The sequence below is a fragment of the Streptomyces sp. 378 genome (assembly GCF_030124145.1).
Taxonomy (GTDB): Bacteria; Actinomycetota; Actinomycetes; order Streptomycetales; family Streptomycetaceae; genus Streptomyces.
The window spans coordinates 1-13,166 of the sequence record NZ_JASKMS010000018.1 but is presented as its reverse complement, the minus strand read 5'-3'; the positions used below and the strand labels follow the sequence as shown (position 1 = coordinate 13,166).

Below are 13,166 nucleotides of genomic sequence, written 5' to 3'. Positions count from 1 at the left end.
GTGAGCGGAGCCACGGGCGCCGGACCGGCCGGTACCTCAAGGGGTACGGAAGCGGACGACGGCGGTCGTGGCTCCGCCGCACGTGCGGCGGACCCGCACACGACCAACCTGAAGGCGATCAAGTCCCCGACCAAGGACGCGCCCTCGCCTGACGCGCAGGAATCACAGGGGGGAACTGTGACGGCCCGAGGTCCGCAGACCCAGCAGCCCAAGGCCGGCGCGGGCCCGTCCGCCTCCGGCACGCACCCGCAGCCGGCCGCCCAGGAGCCGGGCACGGCGTCCCCCCTGCCCGGGGACCGGCAGGCGCAGCAGGCCGCCGGGCCGTACCACCCGCCGCAGGCCTACCCGGCGCAGCAGGCGGCCGAGGGTGCCGGTACCGCACGCCGTCCCCGTACGGGGGCGCGTACCACTCCGCGTGTCCGCAAGGCGCGGCTGCGGGTGGCGAAGGCCGACCCGTGGTCGGTGATGAAGGTCAGCTTCCTGCTCTCCATCGCCCTGGGCATCTGCACGATCGTCGCGTCCGCCGTGCTGTGGATGGTCATGGACGCGATGGGCGTCTTCTCGACGGTCGGTGGCACGATCTCGGAGGCCACCGGCTCGAACGAGTCCAACGGCTTCGACCTGCAGGCCTTCCTGTCGCTGCCGAACGTCCTGATGTTCACGTCGATCATCGCGGTCATCGACGTCGTCCTGGCGACGGCCCTCGCGACGCTCGGCGCGTTCATCTACAACCTGTCCGCGGGCTTCGTGGGCGGTGTCGAGCTGACGCTCGCCGAGGACGAGTGACGTCCTTCGACGCTGTCCCGACAACCGATTTTGGGACTGCGCATGTCGTGCGCTAATCTTCAGGAGTCAGCGCGCGGGACGCACACCGCAGAGCGCGGCGGGGCTATAGCTCAGTTGGTTAGAGCGCATCCCTGATAAGGATGAGGCCACAGGTTCAAATCCTGTTAGCCCCACCAGCGACAAGAACCCCAGTCGATATCGGCTGGGGTTCTTCGCTGTCCCCGGGCCGCTATCAGCCGCGGTCCGGTTCTCCCACCCGGCGCTCGAACCGCCTGTCTGCGCGCTGTCCCCGTGCCTAGACTCGGTCAATGACCTTGGAATGGGAACAGGTAATCGTTCACGCGGTGGATCCGGTGGCCCTGGGGCAGTGGTGGGCCGACGCGCTGGGCTGGGTGGTGGTGTACTCGTCCGACGATGAGTTCGAGATCCGCCCCGAGCCGGATCGCATGCCAGGGCTGGATTTCGTCCGCATCGAGGAAGCCAAGCAGTCCAAGAGCCGACTGCACCTCGACTTCAGGCCCGACGACCAGGCCGCCGAAGTGGCTCGCCTCGAGGCGCATGGCGCCAAGCGGGTCGATATCGGCCAGGGCGATCAGTCGTGGGTCGTCATGGCCGACCCTGAAGGCAACGAGTTCTGTGTCCTCGGCCGGCGCAAGCAGTGAGGAGCGCATCGGCGCGATGACCCCCGGCCGGTGACGGTCGGGGGTTTTCCGTCTCTCCTGTGTGTCCATGTGCGGTCGGTGGCCGGAGGGCCGGGACATGCGTGAGCCCGGCGGCTCTGTCGAGCTGCCGGGCTCTGTACGCGGGATCGCCAGAACGTGGTGCCGGGGGTTCAGCGCTGCAGGGGCGTGAGATGGTCCGCCTCGGCGTCGGGGTCCTCATCGGTGCAGTCGGTGCCGGGGGAGGCCGCCGTGTCCGCGGGCGAGCGGTGCCGGCAGCGGGGGGTCTTGCCATGGGCCTCGGCGCGGATGCGCTGCTTCATGGTGGGGGGCAGGGCCTTGGGGGAGGTCCAGGGGAAGGCCGCCGGTGCCGCTGTCCGCTGCTGTGGGATGCTCGCGCCGCCGCTGTTGCTCTTCTGCTCGCTCTGCGGTACCGCCGCGGCGGCGGTCGTGGTGACGAGTCCGAGCGCCGTGCAGAGCGCCAGGAAGACGGTGACGATGGTGGTCCACAGCGTCATGACCTTGTTCCGGGCCATGGCCCCTCACTTTCGGGTTGGGCGATTTGCGTACTTTCCTCATGATGTGTATGCGGGGCGGGAAGTGGTGGACCCCGACCCGTGGCGCGTCGATGTTCTGATGAACACCACCCGTATGGCCGCAAAGAGGGCGAAAAGGTGAGGAGACTGGCAAAAGGCGGTCAAAGTGACCGTCTGTCCAGGTGTGATCACCCTCCGATCGGAAAGGTGCACTCCGCTTCTATCCCGGTTTCCGGGACGGGAGTTGACGGCCGACTCAGGTCACCGATCGGTCTCGGTCGGTGTGTATAGTCGGGCGCCAGAGGTCCCCTACGTCAAGGAAAGACGAGGTAGCGCGGTGAAGAAGCTTCTCCTGGTCGCACTGGCCGCCATCGGCGGGCTCCTCGTGTACCGCCAGATCCAGGCGGATCGCGCCGAGCAGGATCTGTGGACGGAGGCGACTGACTCCGTGCCCACGGGTTCGTGAGTCACGACAAACCAGACCGAACACACCCCGGCCGCCTCGCGGTCGGGGTTTTGTGTGCCGAGCGCCGGTCGTGGACCCGGCCGACGCGGCAGGATGGGCCACGGTTTCACGGGCTCTGTGGTCAGGCGACGTGAGGGGTGGCGCGTGAGGGGACGGTGTCGTACGGCGCGGGGACGGCGCACGGGGGCGTATCGAGGCCGTCCGGCGGGGGCCGTACGCCTGGGGGCTGTGGTGATGATGCTGGGGACGACGGCGGCCGTGACGCCCGGCCAGGCCGACGCCGCCGGAGAGGCCTCCGGCGCCCCGGGCCCGTACGCCTTCGCTGTCGGCGCGCAGAGCGTCGAGGGCGCGAGGAGCACCGGGGAGGCCGCCCTCCTGGAGCCCGGCCGGACCTACAGGAGCTCCCTGCCCGGCAGCGGCAAGGTCAGCTACGGCCTCGAACTCGACGCCGCGTCGAACGCGTACGTCTCCGTCACCGCCGTCCCCTCCCCCGGCAGCACCGTCTCCGTCATCGACGGGGTCAAAGTGACCGTGCAGGACGCCGAGGGCAACACCTGCTCCGTCGACAACACCGGCTTCGGGGCCGCCCGCAGCCCTCACCCCATCGCCGCGTGGGGCATGCGCGAGATCGCGCCCGACAAGCCGCTGTGCCGCAAGGCGGGTGCGTACTACGTGTCGGTCGAGCGCGTCGACCCCGAGGGTGAGGGCTCCTCGCCGGACGCCTGGGACCTGGAACTCGTCGCCATGACGGAACCGCGGACGGCGAAGACCGGGGCGACCAGCGCGCCCGAGGTGTGGAACTCCGCCACGCCCCAGCCGGTCCAGGGACAGTCCCGGCGCCGGAAGGGCGGCGCCGGGTTCACCGGTGCCACCCCCCTCGACCAGGGAGTCTGGCGGGACGACATCCGGCCCGGCCAGACACTCTTCTACAAGGTGCCCGTCGACTGGGGACAGCAGGTCTCCGTCATCGCCGATCTCGGCAGCTCGGGCTCCGGCGCCACCGGCTACACCTCTGACGCGCTGAGCCTGGCCCTCTACAACCCGGCACGCGGTCACGTCGCCGACGTGGGTGTCGGTTACGACGGCGGCCAGAAGTCCGGGAGCCTGCGCCCACTCCCACCGGTCGACCACGCCAACCGCTACGCCGCCGCTCCGCAGGTGAGCGCGCTGCGCTTCGCCGGCTCCCACTACCTCGTCGCCCACCTCTCCGAGGGCGTCGCCGACACCTTCGGCGACGGGCCGTTCGTGATGACGCTGCGGGTCCGGGTGAGCGGGGAGGCGCGGAGCGGGCCCGAGTACGCGGGGGAGTCCGAGCCGAAAGGCGTCTTCGAGGTCTCGGACGAGGACCGGGAGGCGGCTGCGCAGGGCGTGACCAGGGGCGATGACACCGCGATGAGGGCGCTCGCCGTGGGCGGGATCGGCACCGGCAGCGCGCTGCTGGTGGGGCTCGGGGTGTGGACCTTGGTGGCTCGGCGGAGGAACGCCGCGTAAGAGGGCCGGGCGCACCCGCCGTGTCGCCGCCCTGATCGCCGGGCTCGCCGCGACCGCGGAGCCGGGCGGCCGCCGGCCCGCTCAGATCTGGGTCAGGGCCCAGAAGCCCACGGCGTAGCAGGCCAGCGCCAGGAGCAGCAGTGGCACCGCCACCTTGGCCGGGGGGCCGGGGCGGGAAGGCTTGTGCGCCCGGTGCCGCGACGGCACCTGGGTGACGAGCGGGGCCGGGGGAGTCCAGGCCGTGTACGAGGCGGTGGGGGTGTCCGTGCGGTACTGCTCCGCAGGGGGCAGGGACGGACCGGAGTACACCGGGGGGAGCGGCTGGGCGGTGGACAACGGATGCGTGGGGTCGTAAGGGGAGACCGGAGGCTGCGGGTGCGGGCCCTGCGCCGGTGCGGGGTGTGACGCCCCGGGCGCCGGGGACGTGGTGACGGTGGCCTGCGGAGGCGGCAGCGGGAAGCTGCCGGTGTCTGACATGGAAGACGGCTGGGCGGCGGCCGAGGGGTCGGTGGTCCGTCGCGGGTCGGACGGTAGCGACGGGGCGCTCGCCTGTGACCAGGCATGGCTTGAAACGTCTCCGCGCTGCCCGCCGGGCACCGGCAGGTCCGCCTCGTCGGCTCCCCGCCGGGATGATTCGCCGCCCGTCCCGGGGCCGGACGGCTCCGCTCGCGGGCCCAGCCCTTTCGCCCTCTCCAGCGGCCCCTCGGGAGCGAACCCCCGGGGGAGCGGGCCGAGTTGGTCGAAGATCTCGATCAGCTCGTCGTCCGGGCCCGGCTCGGGAAGGAGTTCTGCGGCGGCGCCGAGTGCCTTGCGCGCCCCCGTCGCCGTACGGAACCGGGCCTCGGGGTCCGGCTGGAGCAACATGGCCACCACCTGCCACAGCGGCTCCGGAATGCCCTGGGGCGCACCGGGCGTCCCGTGCTCGGCGAAGTACTGGATGAGCGCCTTGCTGTCCGGCTTGGCGCCCTCCAGCAGATACAGCGCGACCAGCCCTACGGCGAACAGGTCGGCGGGGAAGTCCGGTTCGGCGCCCATCATCTGCTCGGGAGCCAGATAGCCGGGGGTCCCGACGACGAGATTGGTCTCGGTCAGGCGGGGCTCGCCCAGCCGCATCGCGATGCCGAAGTCGGACAGCCGCAGCCGCGGCCGGCCCGTGCCGGTGGCCTCCAGGAGCACGTTGGCGGGTTTGACGTCACGGTGCACCACGCCCTCCGCGTGCACCGCGGCCAGGCCCGCCAGCAACTGGTCGAGCAGGGTGCAGACGAAAGCAGGTGGCAGGGGGCCGTAGTCCCCGACGAGATGGACCAGGGATCCGCCCGCCACCAGATCCATGGTGAACAGGACCTTGTCGTCGTCGGCGGCCCAGCTGGTGGGGGCGAGCACATGGGGGTGGTCGATCCGCAGGGCTTGTTCGCGGACGAAGCGCAGCAGGGAGTGTGCGTCGCTCTGGAGCAGGACCTTGGCGGCCACGTAGCGACGGCGGCGGTGGTCCCAGGCGCGCCAGACGGCACCGACCCCTCCGCGTCCGATCGGGTCGACCAGTTCGTACCGGCCGGCGAAGACCTCACCCATGGCTGTACGTCGCTCCTCCCCCTGCGGCTTTCCCCCTTGCTTCCCCCTCGGTGAGCGCTACGACTCCCCGCCGGGCGAAACGGCTCCCCCTGACGCCCCCCGACTCCCCCGATGAGCGATACGTCCCCCTCGCGTCGACCGGTCCCCCGTGCGGCGCACGCCCCCTCGTGCCCGCCCGTACCGTGACGCGTCCCCCGTCACCTCACCCGCAGCCCGCTGCCGAACCCCCTTCGGCGGCCGGGCCGGGGATCAGCTCTGGTGGGACTGGTAGTGCGTGACCGCGTCCGAGGTGCGGCCGGCCCCGTAGACCCGGAGGAACTCTGCCAGCTCCGGATGGGTCGGGGCGAGGGTGTCGGCGGCATCGATGATGTCACCCGCGGCCGCGACCGACCGCAGCAGCGACTGGATCTCGCGCACGACGCGCTTGACCGTGGGCGCCCCCGAACTGCTGGTGGTCTGTGTGGTGTTGCTCAGCACCGAGCCCCCTTGTGACTTCTTGATCTCCTCCATGCGCTCGGTGGCCTCGGCCGCGCTCACGCTGCCGTCCGCGACCTGCCCCGCCAGGTCCTGGAGCTGCTGCACCCGCTGCACCACGGCCGGGTTGCCGATCTTCGCCCGCTGACCGCTCATCAGCTGCGACAGCATCGGAGCGGATAGTCCCAGAACCCCCGCGAGACGAGCCTGGTTGAGACCAAGATCGTCGATGAGCCTACGGAAGAGCGCCCCCAACGGCTCCCCGTACCAGTTCCGCTGCAGTTCCCGCGCTCTTGCGGTCGCTTCCTGCTGTGCGGCGTCCATTGCGTCTCCCCATCGCTTCCCCATGTACGGCGGTTCGCGGTAGCGAACCACGCCGAGCATCTTACGGAGAGTGGTCGGCGACGGGGACCCCCAATCTTTTTGCGGAACCACGGGGGTGACCCGGTACTCTGGTCTCCGACGCCCGCCGGGACGCGCTTCCTCCGGTGGGATGTCACCTTCCGGGGCCTTAGCTCAGTTGGTAGAGCGCTGTCTTTGCATGGCAGATGTCAGGGGTTCGACTCCCCTAGGCTCCACTCCGAAGTACCTGGTCATGCCGAGTGGCCGGGGGCCGGGAAACCGGCCTACGGGTTGGCAGTACGGATTTCGTACACACCGCCCGCCGCGGGCTCGCCTCCGCCCTTGATCAGGTGGAGGCGCTCGCGGGGATTCTCCAGGCGCTGCTGCTCCGCCAGGAGGAGACCGGCGAGGCGCGCCAGGAGCGCCCGACGCTCACGCTCGCGGTCGAGCCGGTTCGCCACCTCGTCGAGGCGATCCGGGAACAGGTGCCCGTACAGATCAAGCGTCATGACCGCCGACTTGTGCCCGAGCATGGTCTGTACGACCTTCACATCGGCCCCGGAGGCGATCGCCAGGGAGGCCGCCGTGTGCCGCAGCTTGTGCGGCGTGACGCCGAGCTCGCCGAGCCCGGCCGCCTTCACCGCCGGGTTGAAGAACCTCGAGCGGAAGTTGTCCCCGTACAGCGGACCGCCTCGAGGCGCGGTGAACAACAGCTCGTCGCGCTTCCGGCCGTCGACGTGCGCGGCGAGCTCGTCGGCGAGCGACCGCAGGATCGGCACCTTCCGCCTCTCGTGCGTCTTGGGCATCCCGACGACCAGGCCGCCGCGCGTCTTCTTGTACGCCTGCCGCACCGACACCCGCCGCGCGCCGAGGTCGACCGCGCCCACGGTCACCGCGGACAGCTCACCCCACCGCAGGCCCGTGTACGCGGCGAGCAGCACCAGGACCCGGTAGGGGCCGGCCGCGTCGGCGAGCCGGTCCACCTGCCCGTGGGTCAGGTAGACGTGATCCCTGGGGACCGGGCGAGGCAGCGGAACCCCGGCCGCCGGGTTGGCCGGTATCCGCTTCGCCCGCACCGCGTGCCCGAGCACCAGGGAGAGCACCTGGTGAATCTTGCCGACCCGCCCCGGCGACAACGGCCGGTGATGCCCGGCACTGCCGGCCACCAGCTGGCCGACCCACTCCGCGACGTCCTCCCACTCGATCCCGCGGACCTGGTACGAGCCCCACCGCGGCAGCACGTGCACCCGGAGAGTGTCCTCGTACGTCTCCCTCGTCGTCGGCTCCAGCCCCGACAGCGTCGCCCGCCACTTCTCGGCAACCTCCGCCAGCGTGGCCTTGCCCGCCGACGCGTCCCGGTACGAGCCGTCCCTCAGCCGCGCCTCGACCTGGTGGACGTGGTTCTCAGCCTCCGGCTTCCTGGCGAACGTCTTCGACCTCGGCTTGCCCCCCAGGTCGTACCAGCGCACCCGCCACCGCCCGGGAGGCTGCCGCTTCGCCGCCTTCGCCTTCGCCAGCGCCGCACGGAACTCCTTGTGACCCGCCCGGTCCTCAATCCACACCCGTGCCATCGCCGCCCCCTCCCTCGTCGGCCCATGCCTTGAACACCTCGAGCGCTGCGTGCTGCCCTTCCTTGGTGGTCTGATCCCACCCGACGCCGTCCGGGGTGGCGGTCATGAGGTACATGGCCAACTGGCGCCGCCTTGCTCCCTCGTCAGCGCCCTCGGGGTACCTCAGTGGGACCCGGCCCTGAGCCCAGCGCCACGCGAGGCGTCCGGGAACTTCCCCGCCGCCGGTCAGCCTGACTGAGCCACGGACGCTCTCCGGTACGAGGAGCGTGATGACCGGAACGTCAAGAACGACGGCGAGCGCCATCAGGTCGTCCACGTCAACCCGGCGTACCGGCTTGGGCTCCCCGCTCTTTCCCGGGCTGGTGTCGGCTGCACCGTTCTCAATCTTGTTGAGCGCGTCCGCGCTCAACGGCCGCCCTGCTTCCCTCAACGCCGTGGACAGAGCACGAAGGGTCATCCCTCGCTCGCCTCGCAGGCGTTTCACGTTGGCGGCAACAGTCCGCCCCGTCGGTCCCAATTCGATACGCCCTGTCGTCATGATCCGGACGGTAGCAGTCGCTGTTTTAGCGACAAAGGTTCGGATCTTGCGGCCCGGGATCTTCCCGGCTACGCTCCGCATCATCTCGCCTTATCTCGCCAAGATGCAAGTCCTTGTCTAGAAAACTTCGACAGGAGAACCGATGGCCGACAACAGCGAACTCCTCACCCCCCGCCAGGTGCAGGCCCGCTACGGCATCGCCCCGCAGACCCTCGCCAACTACCGATGGCGCAGCGAGGGACCGGCCTACATCAAGACCTCCCCCTCGCGGACCGGACGCGTCCTGTACCGGACGAGCGCCATCGAGCAGTGGCTGAACGAGCGCACGGTCAGCCCTGCCGCGCAGCAGGCGGGCTGATGGGGGCGGGGAACGTGAAGGCCGTGTACGCGGAGTGGAAGGAACTGCCCCACGCGCCGTTTCGCCTGCTCGCGTACATGGCGGTCGTCTCACTGGACGCCCCAGACGGGGACATCCCCGCGCGCCGGTTCTTCGCGGGCCGTGAAGCGATGGCCGTCGCCCTGGGGAGCATGCCCCCGCCGGAAGACCTCGATGATCCGGTCGTGGTGCGCGAGCGCCGTGCGGCATTCGGACGCGTCGACCGCGCGCTCAAGGTGCTCATCGAGGAGGGAGCCGTCACGCGCGTGAAGGCGGCCGGCCACTTCTCGAACGCGCACTACGCCCTGAACGTCAGGGGCGCGTCTCGGACCACGGTGAGCGTGGCCCAAGACTCGGACCACGGTGAGCGTGGATCAAGCGGAGAGGTAAGCGAGGCTCGCACCACGGTGAGCGTGGACCTACAGGACCACGGTGAGCGTGGACCTAAGGACCACGGTGAGCGTGGTTCTCGCACCACGGTGAGCGTGACGACGGACCACGGTGAGCGTGGTGCAGAGGAGTATGAGGAAGAAGAAGGACTTACAGGAGGAGGAACGGGCTCAGGTAGTCCTCACCCTGCGGGAAGCGCGCACACGCGCGAGCGTGAGCCGCTGCGCGCCGTCCCGACCGACGGCATCCGAGACCCTCTGCCCGCAGTGGCGGGCGTGCCCGGGCAGCGCGCGATGCTCCTTCCGGTTTCCACATCCCCGCGCGACGTCGGCGAGGCCCTCGAGGGCCAGGACGACGCCGCAGTCCCGTACGGCCGCTGTGAGGGCTGCGACCGCGCCTTCCTGCGATCGCGCCCCGCATGCCCGCACTGTGGCCTGATGAGAGGAACCGCTTGATGACCATCGACCACGCCGCGATCGCGGCGACCCTGCCCACGTCCGTCGACGAGCTCATGAACGAGCTGGACTACCTCCGGGCGCCCGTGCACATCACCGGCGGGAACCGGCTGCTGCGCGCCGAGCTCGGCGACGTCGACGAGACGTACCTCAGCGCGGCGATCCGCATCCGCAAGGGCGTGCTGTGCGAGGCCTGCAAGACCGGCAGCGGACGTCACAGCGAGCCGGACGGCGCCCGGGTGCAGGAGTTCACGCCCGGTGTCCGTACGGGCCGCTAGCATGGCCGTACGCCGCGTTCGAGCCCCGGCGCCCGCTCCCCGAGGGCGGGCCATGCTCCGCGGCCAGCACGACCGCTCCCCGTGGGCGGCAGTGATCCGCAACCACTTCGTGGTGCACGCTGCTGCGCGCACCCAGCAACCACGGGAGCCCTGATGACCAGAAGGACCCTGCCCGGCAGCTTCGAAAGCATGTGCGAGCGCTACGGCGTACGCGCTAACGGCTCGCTGCTGATCCGGGAACTCAAGAGCAAGCGCACCGAGCGCCAGGACCAGGCCCGCCAGGTCATGACCCGCGCCGGCGCGAAGATGAACACCGCCGAGCAGCGCGAATTCGACCGGCTGATGGACGAGCACGACGACCTGGACGAGATGGTCACGCAGGCCGAGGAGCGCCTCGAGGGCGACCGCGGCCGCGTTGACGACGACCGGCCCAACGGCCGCCGCGACGCCCCGAACCTGTACTTCCACACGGCGGACGGCCGGAAGGTCCGCGCCGTACGACACGGCGAGTCCTTCGCCCAGGCCGTCAACGCCCCGCGCCCGGTCGGCGTCGACGGCGAAGACCTCTCGCTCGGCCGCGCCCTGCTCGGCATCCTCCGAGGCGACCACGCGATGATGGAACGCGAGATGCGCGCCCAGGTCGTCGCCCAGGACCCCGCCGGCGGGTTCTTCGTCACCCCGACCCTGGGCAACCTGTTCATCGACCTCGCCCGCTCGCAGTCGGTCATCTCGCAGGCCGGCGCGATGACGATCCCGCTCGGCGCCGGCGAGACACGCATCCTGCGCACCGCGACCGACCCCACCGCAGAGTGGAAGCCGGAGCTCGGCGCGCTCAACAACACCGACGTCCGGTTCGACGCGGTGACCCTCATGCCGAAGGTGCTCGGCTGCGTCGCCGACATCAGCGAGGAGCTCATCGAGGACGGCGCGAACGCCGCGGCGCAGATCGAGGCCGTGCTGTCCGCGGCCGTCGCCAACAGCCTCGACCGCTCGTTCTGGCGGGGCGTGAGCAACGGCACCGGTGGCAACGATGTGGCAGGCCGCTACTTCACCGGCATCCTCGACGACCCCGACGTCGGAACCGTCGACCTGGCCGGCGCCGCGCCCACCGACTACGACGAGTGGATCGACGCCATCCAGCTCGTCGAGGACGCCAACGGCACGCCCGACGTCCGCATCGACTCCCCCCGCACCGCCGCGCAACTGGCGAAGCTCAAGGAGGCGACGACGAACGCCTACCTCGCCCCGCCCGAGCAGGTCACCGCGCTGCGCCACTTCAAGACCACCCAGACCCCGGTGACCCTGGGGGCCGGCGGCGACGAGTCGGTGTCGGTGGTCGGCAACTTCGCCTCCGGGTTCGTCATCATCGGCGTCCGCTCGGCGTTCCGCGTCGAGGTGTCCAACCAGGCCGGGAACGCCTTCGAGAACCTGGGCCGGAAGGTGCGGGTGTGGGGCCGTGCCGACATGGCTATCGGCCGCCCCGCGCACCTGGCCCTCGTGCAGGCGATCGGACCCAGCGCATGACCCGGGTCAGGCTGCGCGTGCCCTACATCAGCCGTGCTGCCCGTGGTGTGCCCGGGCAGGTCCTCGAGCTCGAGGACGCCGCGGCCCGCCGCCTGGTCAGTGCCGGCCGCGCCACGCTGGCCGACGCCCTGCCCGCCGACGTCGACGACCAGGGCGACGGCCAGGAGGAGAGCGAGCCCAAGCGCACCAGGCGCGCGGGAGGTGCACGCAGCGTGAGATCAGGGCGAGGACGAGGCACCAAACCACCGGCAGAAGAAGCCTTCCTCAACCCCGATATCGAGCCCTACGAGTACGACCCGACGCACGGCCGGACCATCCGGCCCGACTGACTCCCGCGCGGGTGTCCGGGCACGCGGCACCTCCGTCCCGTCGCGCGCCCGCGGTGCAGCACTCGCGCGGGCACCGCTGCCCGGTGCTTGCGGCCCTGGTCAGGCCGCAAGCACCGGGCAGCGCCACCCCTCGCCCGCGACACAGCGTCACGGGGAGGGGGCGTCGAATCTCTGGCGTTGGAGGGGGTCGGAACGCGGGGGGGAGCCCCCTCTCGCGCTGACAAATTTCGAGAATCGCCGTACCCGGGCGACCTTCGTCACGGTACGTGACCGATGGAGGCAGGCAGACGTGGACCAGCCAGAGCAGATCAGCAACGAACTCGCCGCCGGCGTCGCCGCGGCGCTCACGCAGAACCTCAACGCAATCGAGCTCGAGGCCGTGAAAGACGCGCTGCGCCGTGGCGACGTGCGTGTACGCCGCGACGACGACGGGGGCGTGACGGTGGTGATCGGCGACGAGGTGATCAGGGGCCACATCTTCGACCTGCCGTCCGTCGCCACCGAGTGGGAGTCCAGGGCGACGTGAGCCGCTCGGGTGACGGCTACGCGCCGTCGCCCTGGTCGAGCTGGGCCGTCTCCGAGGTGGCGATGACGTACGTACCTTTGATCGGGAGCGTCGCCACCAGGCCGCGCTCCCGCAGTTCACGTACAGCGCGCCGCACTGTGCCGAGGCTGACCTTGTAGATCTCCGTCATCTCCCGCTCACCAGGCAGCCGACCTCCCACGGGAGGACGCCCGGCCTTGATCTCAGCGGCCAGCCGGTCCGCGAGTTTCACGTACTCGTACTGCGGCAAATCGGTCATGCTCCGAGGCTGACGCGCACCTTTGCGACCTGCATTGTGCGGACGCGTAGGTACGCGTACTAGAGCATGGGGTGCATGGGGACGCACTGAGCGCTACGGTCGGAGTACAGCAAGCCCCGGCGAGGTGGAGGCCTCCCGGGGCGTGGCCACAGCTGCAAAGGAGCTGCGACATCATGAAACGTACAGCGCGCCCCGGCCCCGCTGCATTACGACCCGTGGAGGCCTCCCCCGGGGCCCTCGTCCACTCGAGCGCTGATCGTCGCCTGGCTGCCGAGCACTGGCTTCTGTCGACGCTGGCCGACGCTGCGAAGGGCCGCCAGGAGTGGAACGCTCACGGCGTCGCCTTGCTGCCGCTGGGCGGCCTGTTCTCCGCTGTGCGGCTGCCCGGGCGGCTCGTCCTGGCCGTGGCCGGCGAACGGTCCCTTCCGTCCCACGACCTCGATGCCTTCCTGAGCGAGGCCTTCGATGACGGCCCGGTGATCTGCGACCCGAGACACGAGCGCTTCTACGCCCTGGTGCCGCCGACGATGCCGCAGACGTGGCATCAAGCGGCCGACGACTGGCGGGCGTTGGACG

16 protein-coding genes, 2 tRNA genes and 1 pseudogene are annotated in these 13,166 nt (G+C 70.7%); 13 read left to right on the top strand and 6 right to left on the bottom strand.

Features of this window, described 5'->3' with window-relative positions:
- The 3 genes from QNO09_RS23355 to QNO09_RS23345 all read left to right on the top strand — a co-directional run bounded on the left by QNO09_RS23355 (position 1) and on the right by QNO09_RS23345 (position 1,448).
- A complete protein-coding gene (locus QNO09_RS23355) occupies positions 1–786 on the top strand; it encodes a DUF3566 domain-containing protein (RefSeq protein ID WP_283972200.1) in 786 nt (261 codons plus the stop codon).
- A 99-nt stretch (positions 787–885) separates the two neighbouring features.
- A tRNA-Ile gene (locus QNO09_RS23350) sits at positions 886–962 on the top strand.
- A 132-nt stretch (positions 963–1,094) separates the two neighbouring features.
- Positions 1,095–1,448, top strand: a complete 354-nt coding sequence (locus tag QNO09_RS23345; RefSeq protein ID WP_283972199.1) for a VOC family protein — start codon at positions 1,095–1,097, stop codon at positions 1,446–1,448.
- Between the two features lie 170 nt (positions 1,449–1,618).
- Here QNO09_RS23345 and QNO09_RS23340 read toward each other — a convergent pair whose 3' ends face one another.
- Entirely contained in the window at positions 1,619–1,981 is a 363-nt protein-coding gene (locus tag QNO09_RS23340) for a DUF6344 domain-containing protein (protein WP_283972198.1), read from the bottom strand.
- 337 nt (positions 1,982–2,318) lie between these two features.
- Between QNO09_RS23340 and QNO09_RS23335 the strand changes: the two genes are divergently transcribed.
- Together QNO09_RS23335 and QNO09_RS23330 are read left to right on the top strand one after the other, a co-directional pair.
- Positions 2,319–2,447, top strand: a complete 129-nt coding sequence (locus QNO09_RS23335; protein WP_003999697.1) for a DLW-39 family protein — start codon at positions 2,319–2,321, stop codon at positions 2,445–2,447.
- Between the two features lie 234 nt (positions 2,448–2,681).
- Positions 2,682–3,938 (top strand): hypothetical protein, encoded by a 1,257-nt coding sequence (locus QNO09_RS23330; protein WP_283972333.1) that lies wholly within the window; start codon positions 2,682–2,684, stop codon positions 3,936–3,938.
- A gap of 81 nt (positions 3,939–4,019) precedes the next feature.
- Here QNO09_RS23330 and QNO09_RS23325 read toward each other — a convergent pair whose 3' ends face one another.
- Both QNO09_RS23325 and QNO09_RS23320 read right to left on the bottom strand, forming a co-directional pair.
- Positions 4,020–5,510 carry a serine/threonine protein kinase gene (locus QNO09_RS23325; RefSeq protein WP_283972197.1) on the bottom strand — a complete coding sequence of 497 codons (1,491 nt, stop codon included), beginning with the start codon at positions 5,508–5,510 and terminating at the stop codon, positions 4,020–4,022.
- Between the two features lie 249 nt (positions 5,511–5,759).
- Positions 5,760–6,308: a helix-turn-helix domain-containing protein gene (locus QNO09_RS23320; protein WP_283972196.1), complete on the bottom strand. Its 549-nt coding sequence runs from the start codon at positions 6,306–6,308 to the stop codon at positions 5,760–5,762.
- Between the two features lie 181 nt (positions 6,309–6,489).
- Between QNO09_RS23320 and QNO09_RS23315 the strand changes: the two genes are divergently transcribed.
- Positions 6,490–6,562: transfer RNA gene (locus QNO09_RS23315), tRNA-Ala, on the top strand.
- A 48-nt stretch (positions 6,563–6,610) separates the two neighbouring features.
- On the opposite strand, the gene QNO09_RS23310 is transcribed toward QNO09_RS23315, so the two are convergent.
- On the bottom strand, positions 6,611–7,897 hold the full coding sequence (locus QNO09_RS23310; RefSeq protein WP_283972195.1) for a tyrosine-type recombinase/integrase: 1,287 nt from the start codon (positions 7,895–7,897) through the stop codon (positions 6,611–6,613).
- Entirely contained in the window at positions 7,878–8,306 is a 429-nt protein-coding gene (locus tag QNO09_RS23305; RefSeq protein ID WP_283972194.1) for a hypothetical protein, read from the bottom strand. The genes QNO09_RS23310 and QNO09_RS23305 overlap by 20 nt, the downstream gene beginning before the upstream one ends.
- A gap of 271 nt (positions 8,307–8,577) precedes the next feature.
- Here QNO09_RS23305 and QNO09_RS23300 point away from each other — a divergent pair, with 271 nt between their 5' ends.
- The 6 genes from QNO09_RS23300 to QNO09_RS23275 all read left to right on the top strand — a co-directional run bounded on the left by QNO09_RS23300 (position 8,578) and on the right by QNO09_RS23275 (position 12,313).
- Positions 8,578–8,793 (top strand): helix-turn-helix transcriptional regulator, encoded by a 216-nt coding sequence (locus QNO09_RS23300; protein WP_283972193.1) that lies wholly within the window; start codon positions 8,578–8,580, stop codon positions 8,791–8,793.
- Positions 8,794–8,807: 14 nt separating this feature from the next.
- The gene (locus QNO09_RS23295) at positions 8,808–9,656 is read left to right on the top strand and encodes a hypothetical protein (protein WP_283972192.1); all 849 of its coding nucleotides are present in this window, start codon (positions 8,808–8,810) and stop codon (positions 9,654–9,656) included.
- Positions 9,656–9,934 carry a hypothetical protein gene (locus tag QNO09_RS23290; RefSeq protein WP_283972191.1) on the top strand — a complete coding sequence of 93 codons (279 nt, stop codon included), beginning with the start codon at positions 9,656–9,658 and terminating at the stop codon, positions 9,932–9,934. The genes QNO09_RS23295 and QNO09_RS23290 overlap by 1 nt, the downstream gene beginning before the upstream one ends.
- Before the next feature lie 153 nt (positions 9,935–10,087).
- Entirely contained in the window at positions 10,088–11,458 is a 1,371-nt protein-coding gene (locus QNO09_RS23285; RefSeq protein WP_283972190.1) for a phage major capsid protein, read from the top strand.
- Positions 11,455–11,787, top strand: a complete 333-nt coding sequence (locus QNO09_RS23280) for a hypothetical protein (RefSeq protein WP_283972189.1) — start codon at positions 11,455–11,457, stop codon at positions 11,785–11,787. Before QNO09_RS23285 ends, QNO09_RS23280 begins: the two co-directional genes overlap by 4 nt.
- A gap of 289 nt (positions 11,788–12,076) precedes the next feature.
- Entirely contained in the window at positions 12,077–12,313 is a 237-nt protein-coding gene (locus QNO09_RS23275) for a hypothetical protein (protein WP_283972188.1), read from the top strand.
- 16 nt (positions 12,314–12,329) lie between these two features.
- On the opposite strand, the gene QNO09_RS23270 is transcribed toward QNO09_RS23275, so the two are convergent.
- Positions 12,330–12,590 (bottom strand): winged helix-turn-helix domain-containing protein, encoded by a 261-nt coding sequence (locus QNO09_RS23270; protein WP_283972187.1) that lies wholly within the window; start codon positions 12,588–12,590, stop codon positions 12,330–12,332.
- A gap of 215 nt (positions 12,591–12,805) precedes the next feature.
- Here QNO09_RS23270 and QNO09_RS23265 point away from each other — a divergent pair.
- A pseudogene (locus tag QNO09_RS23265) lies at positions 12,806–13,166 on the top strand (hypothetical protein); the annotation flags it as partial.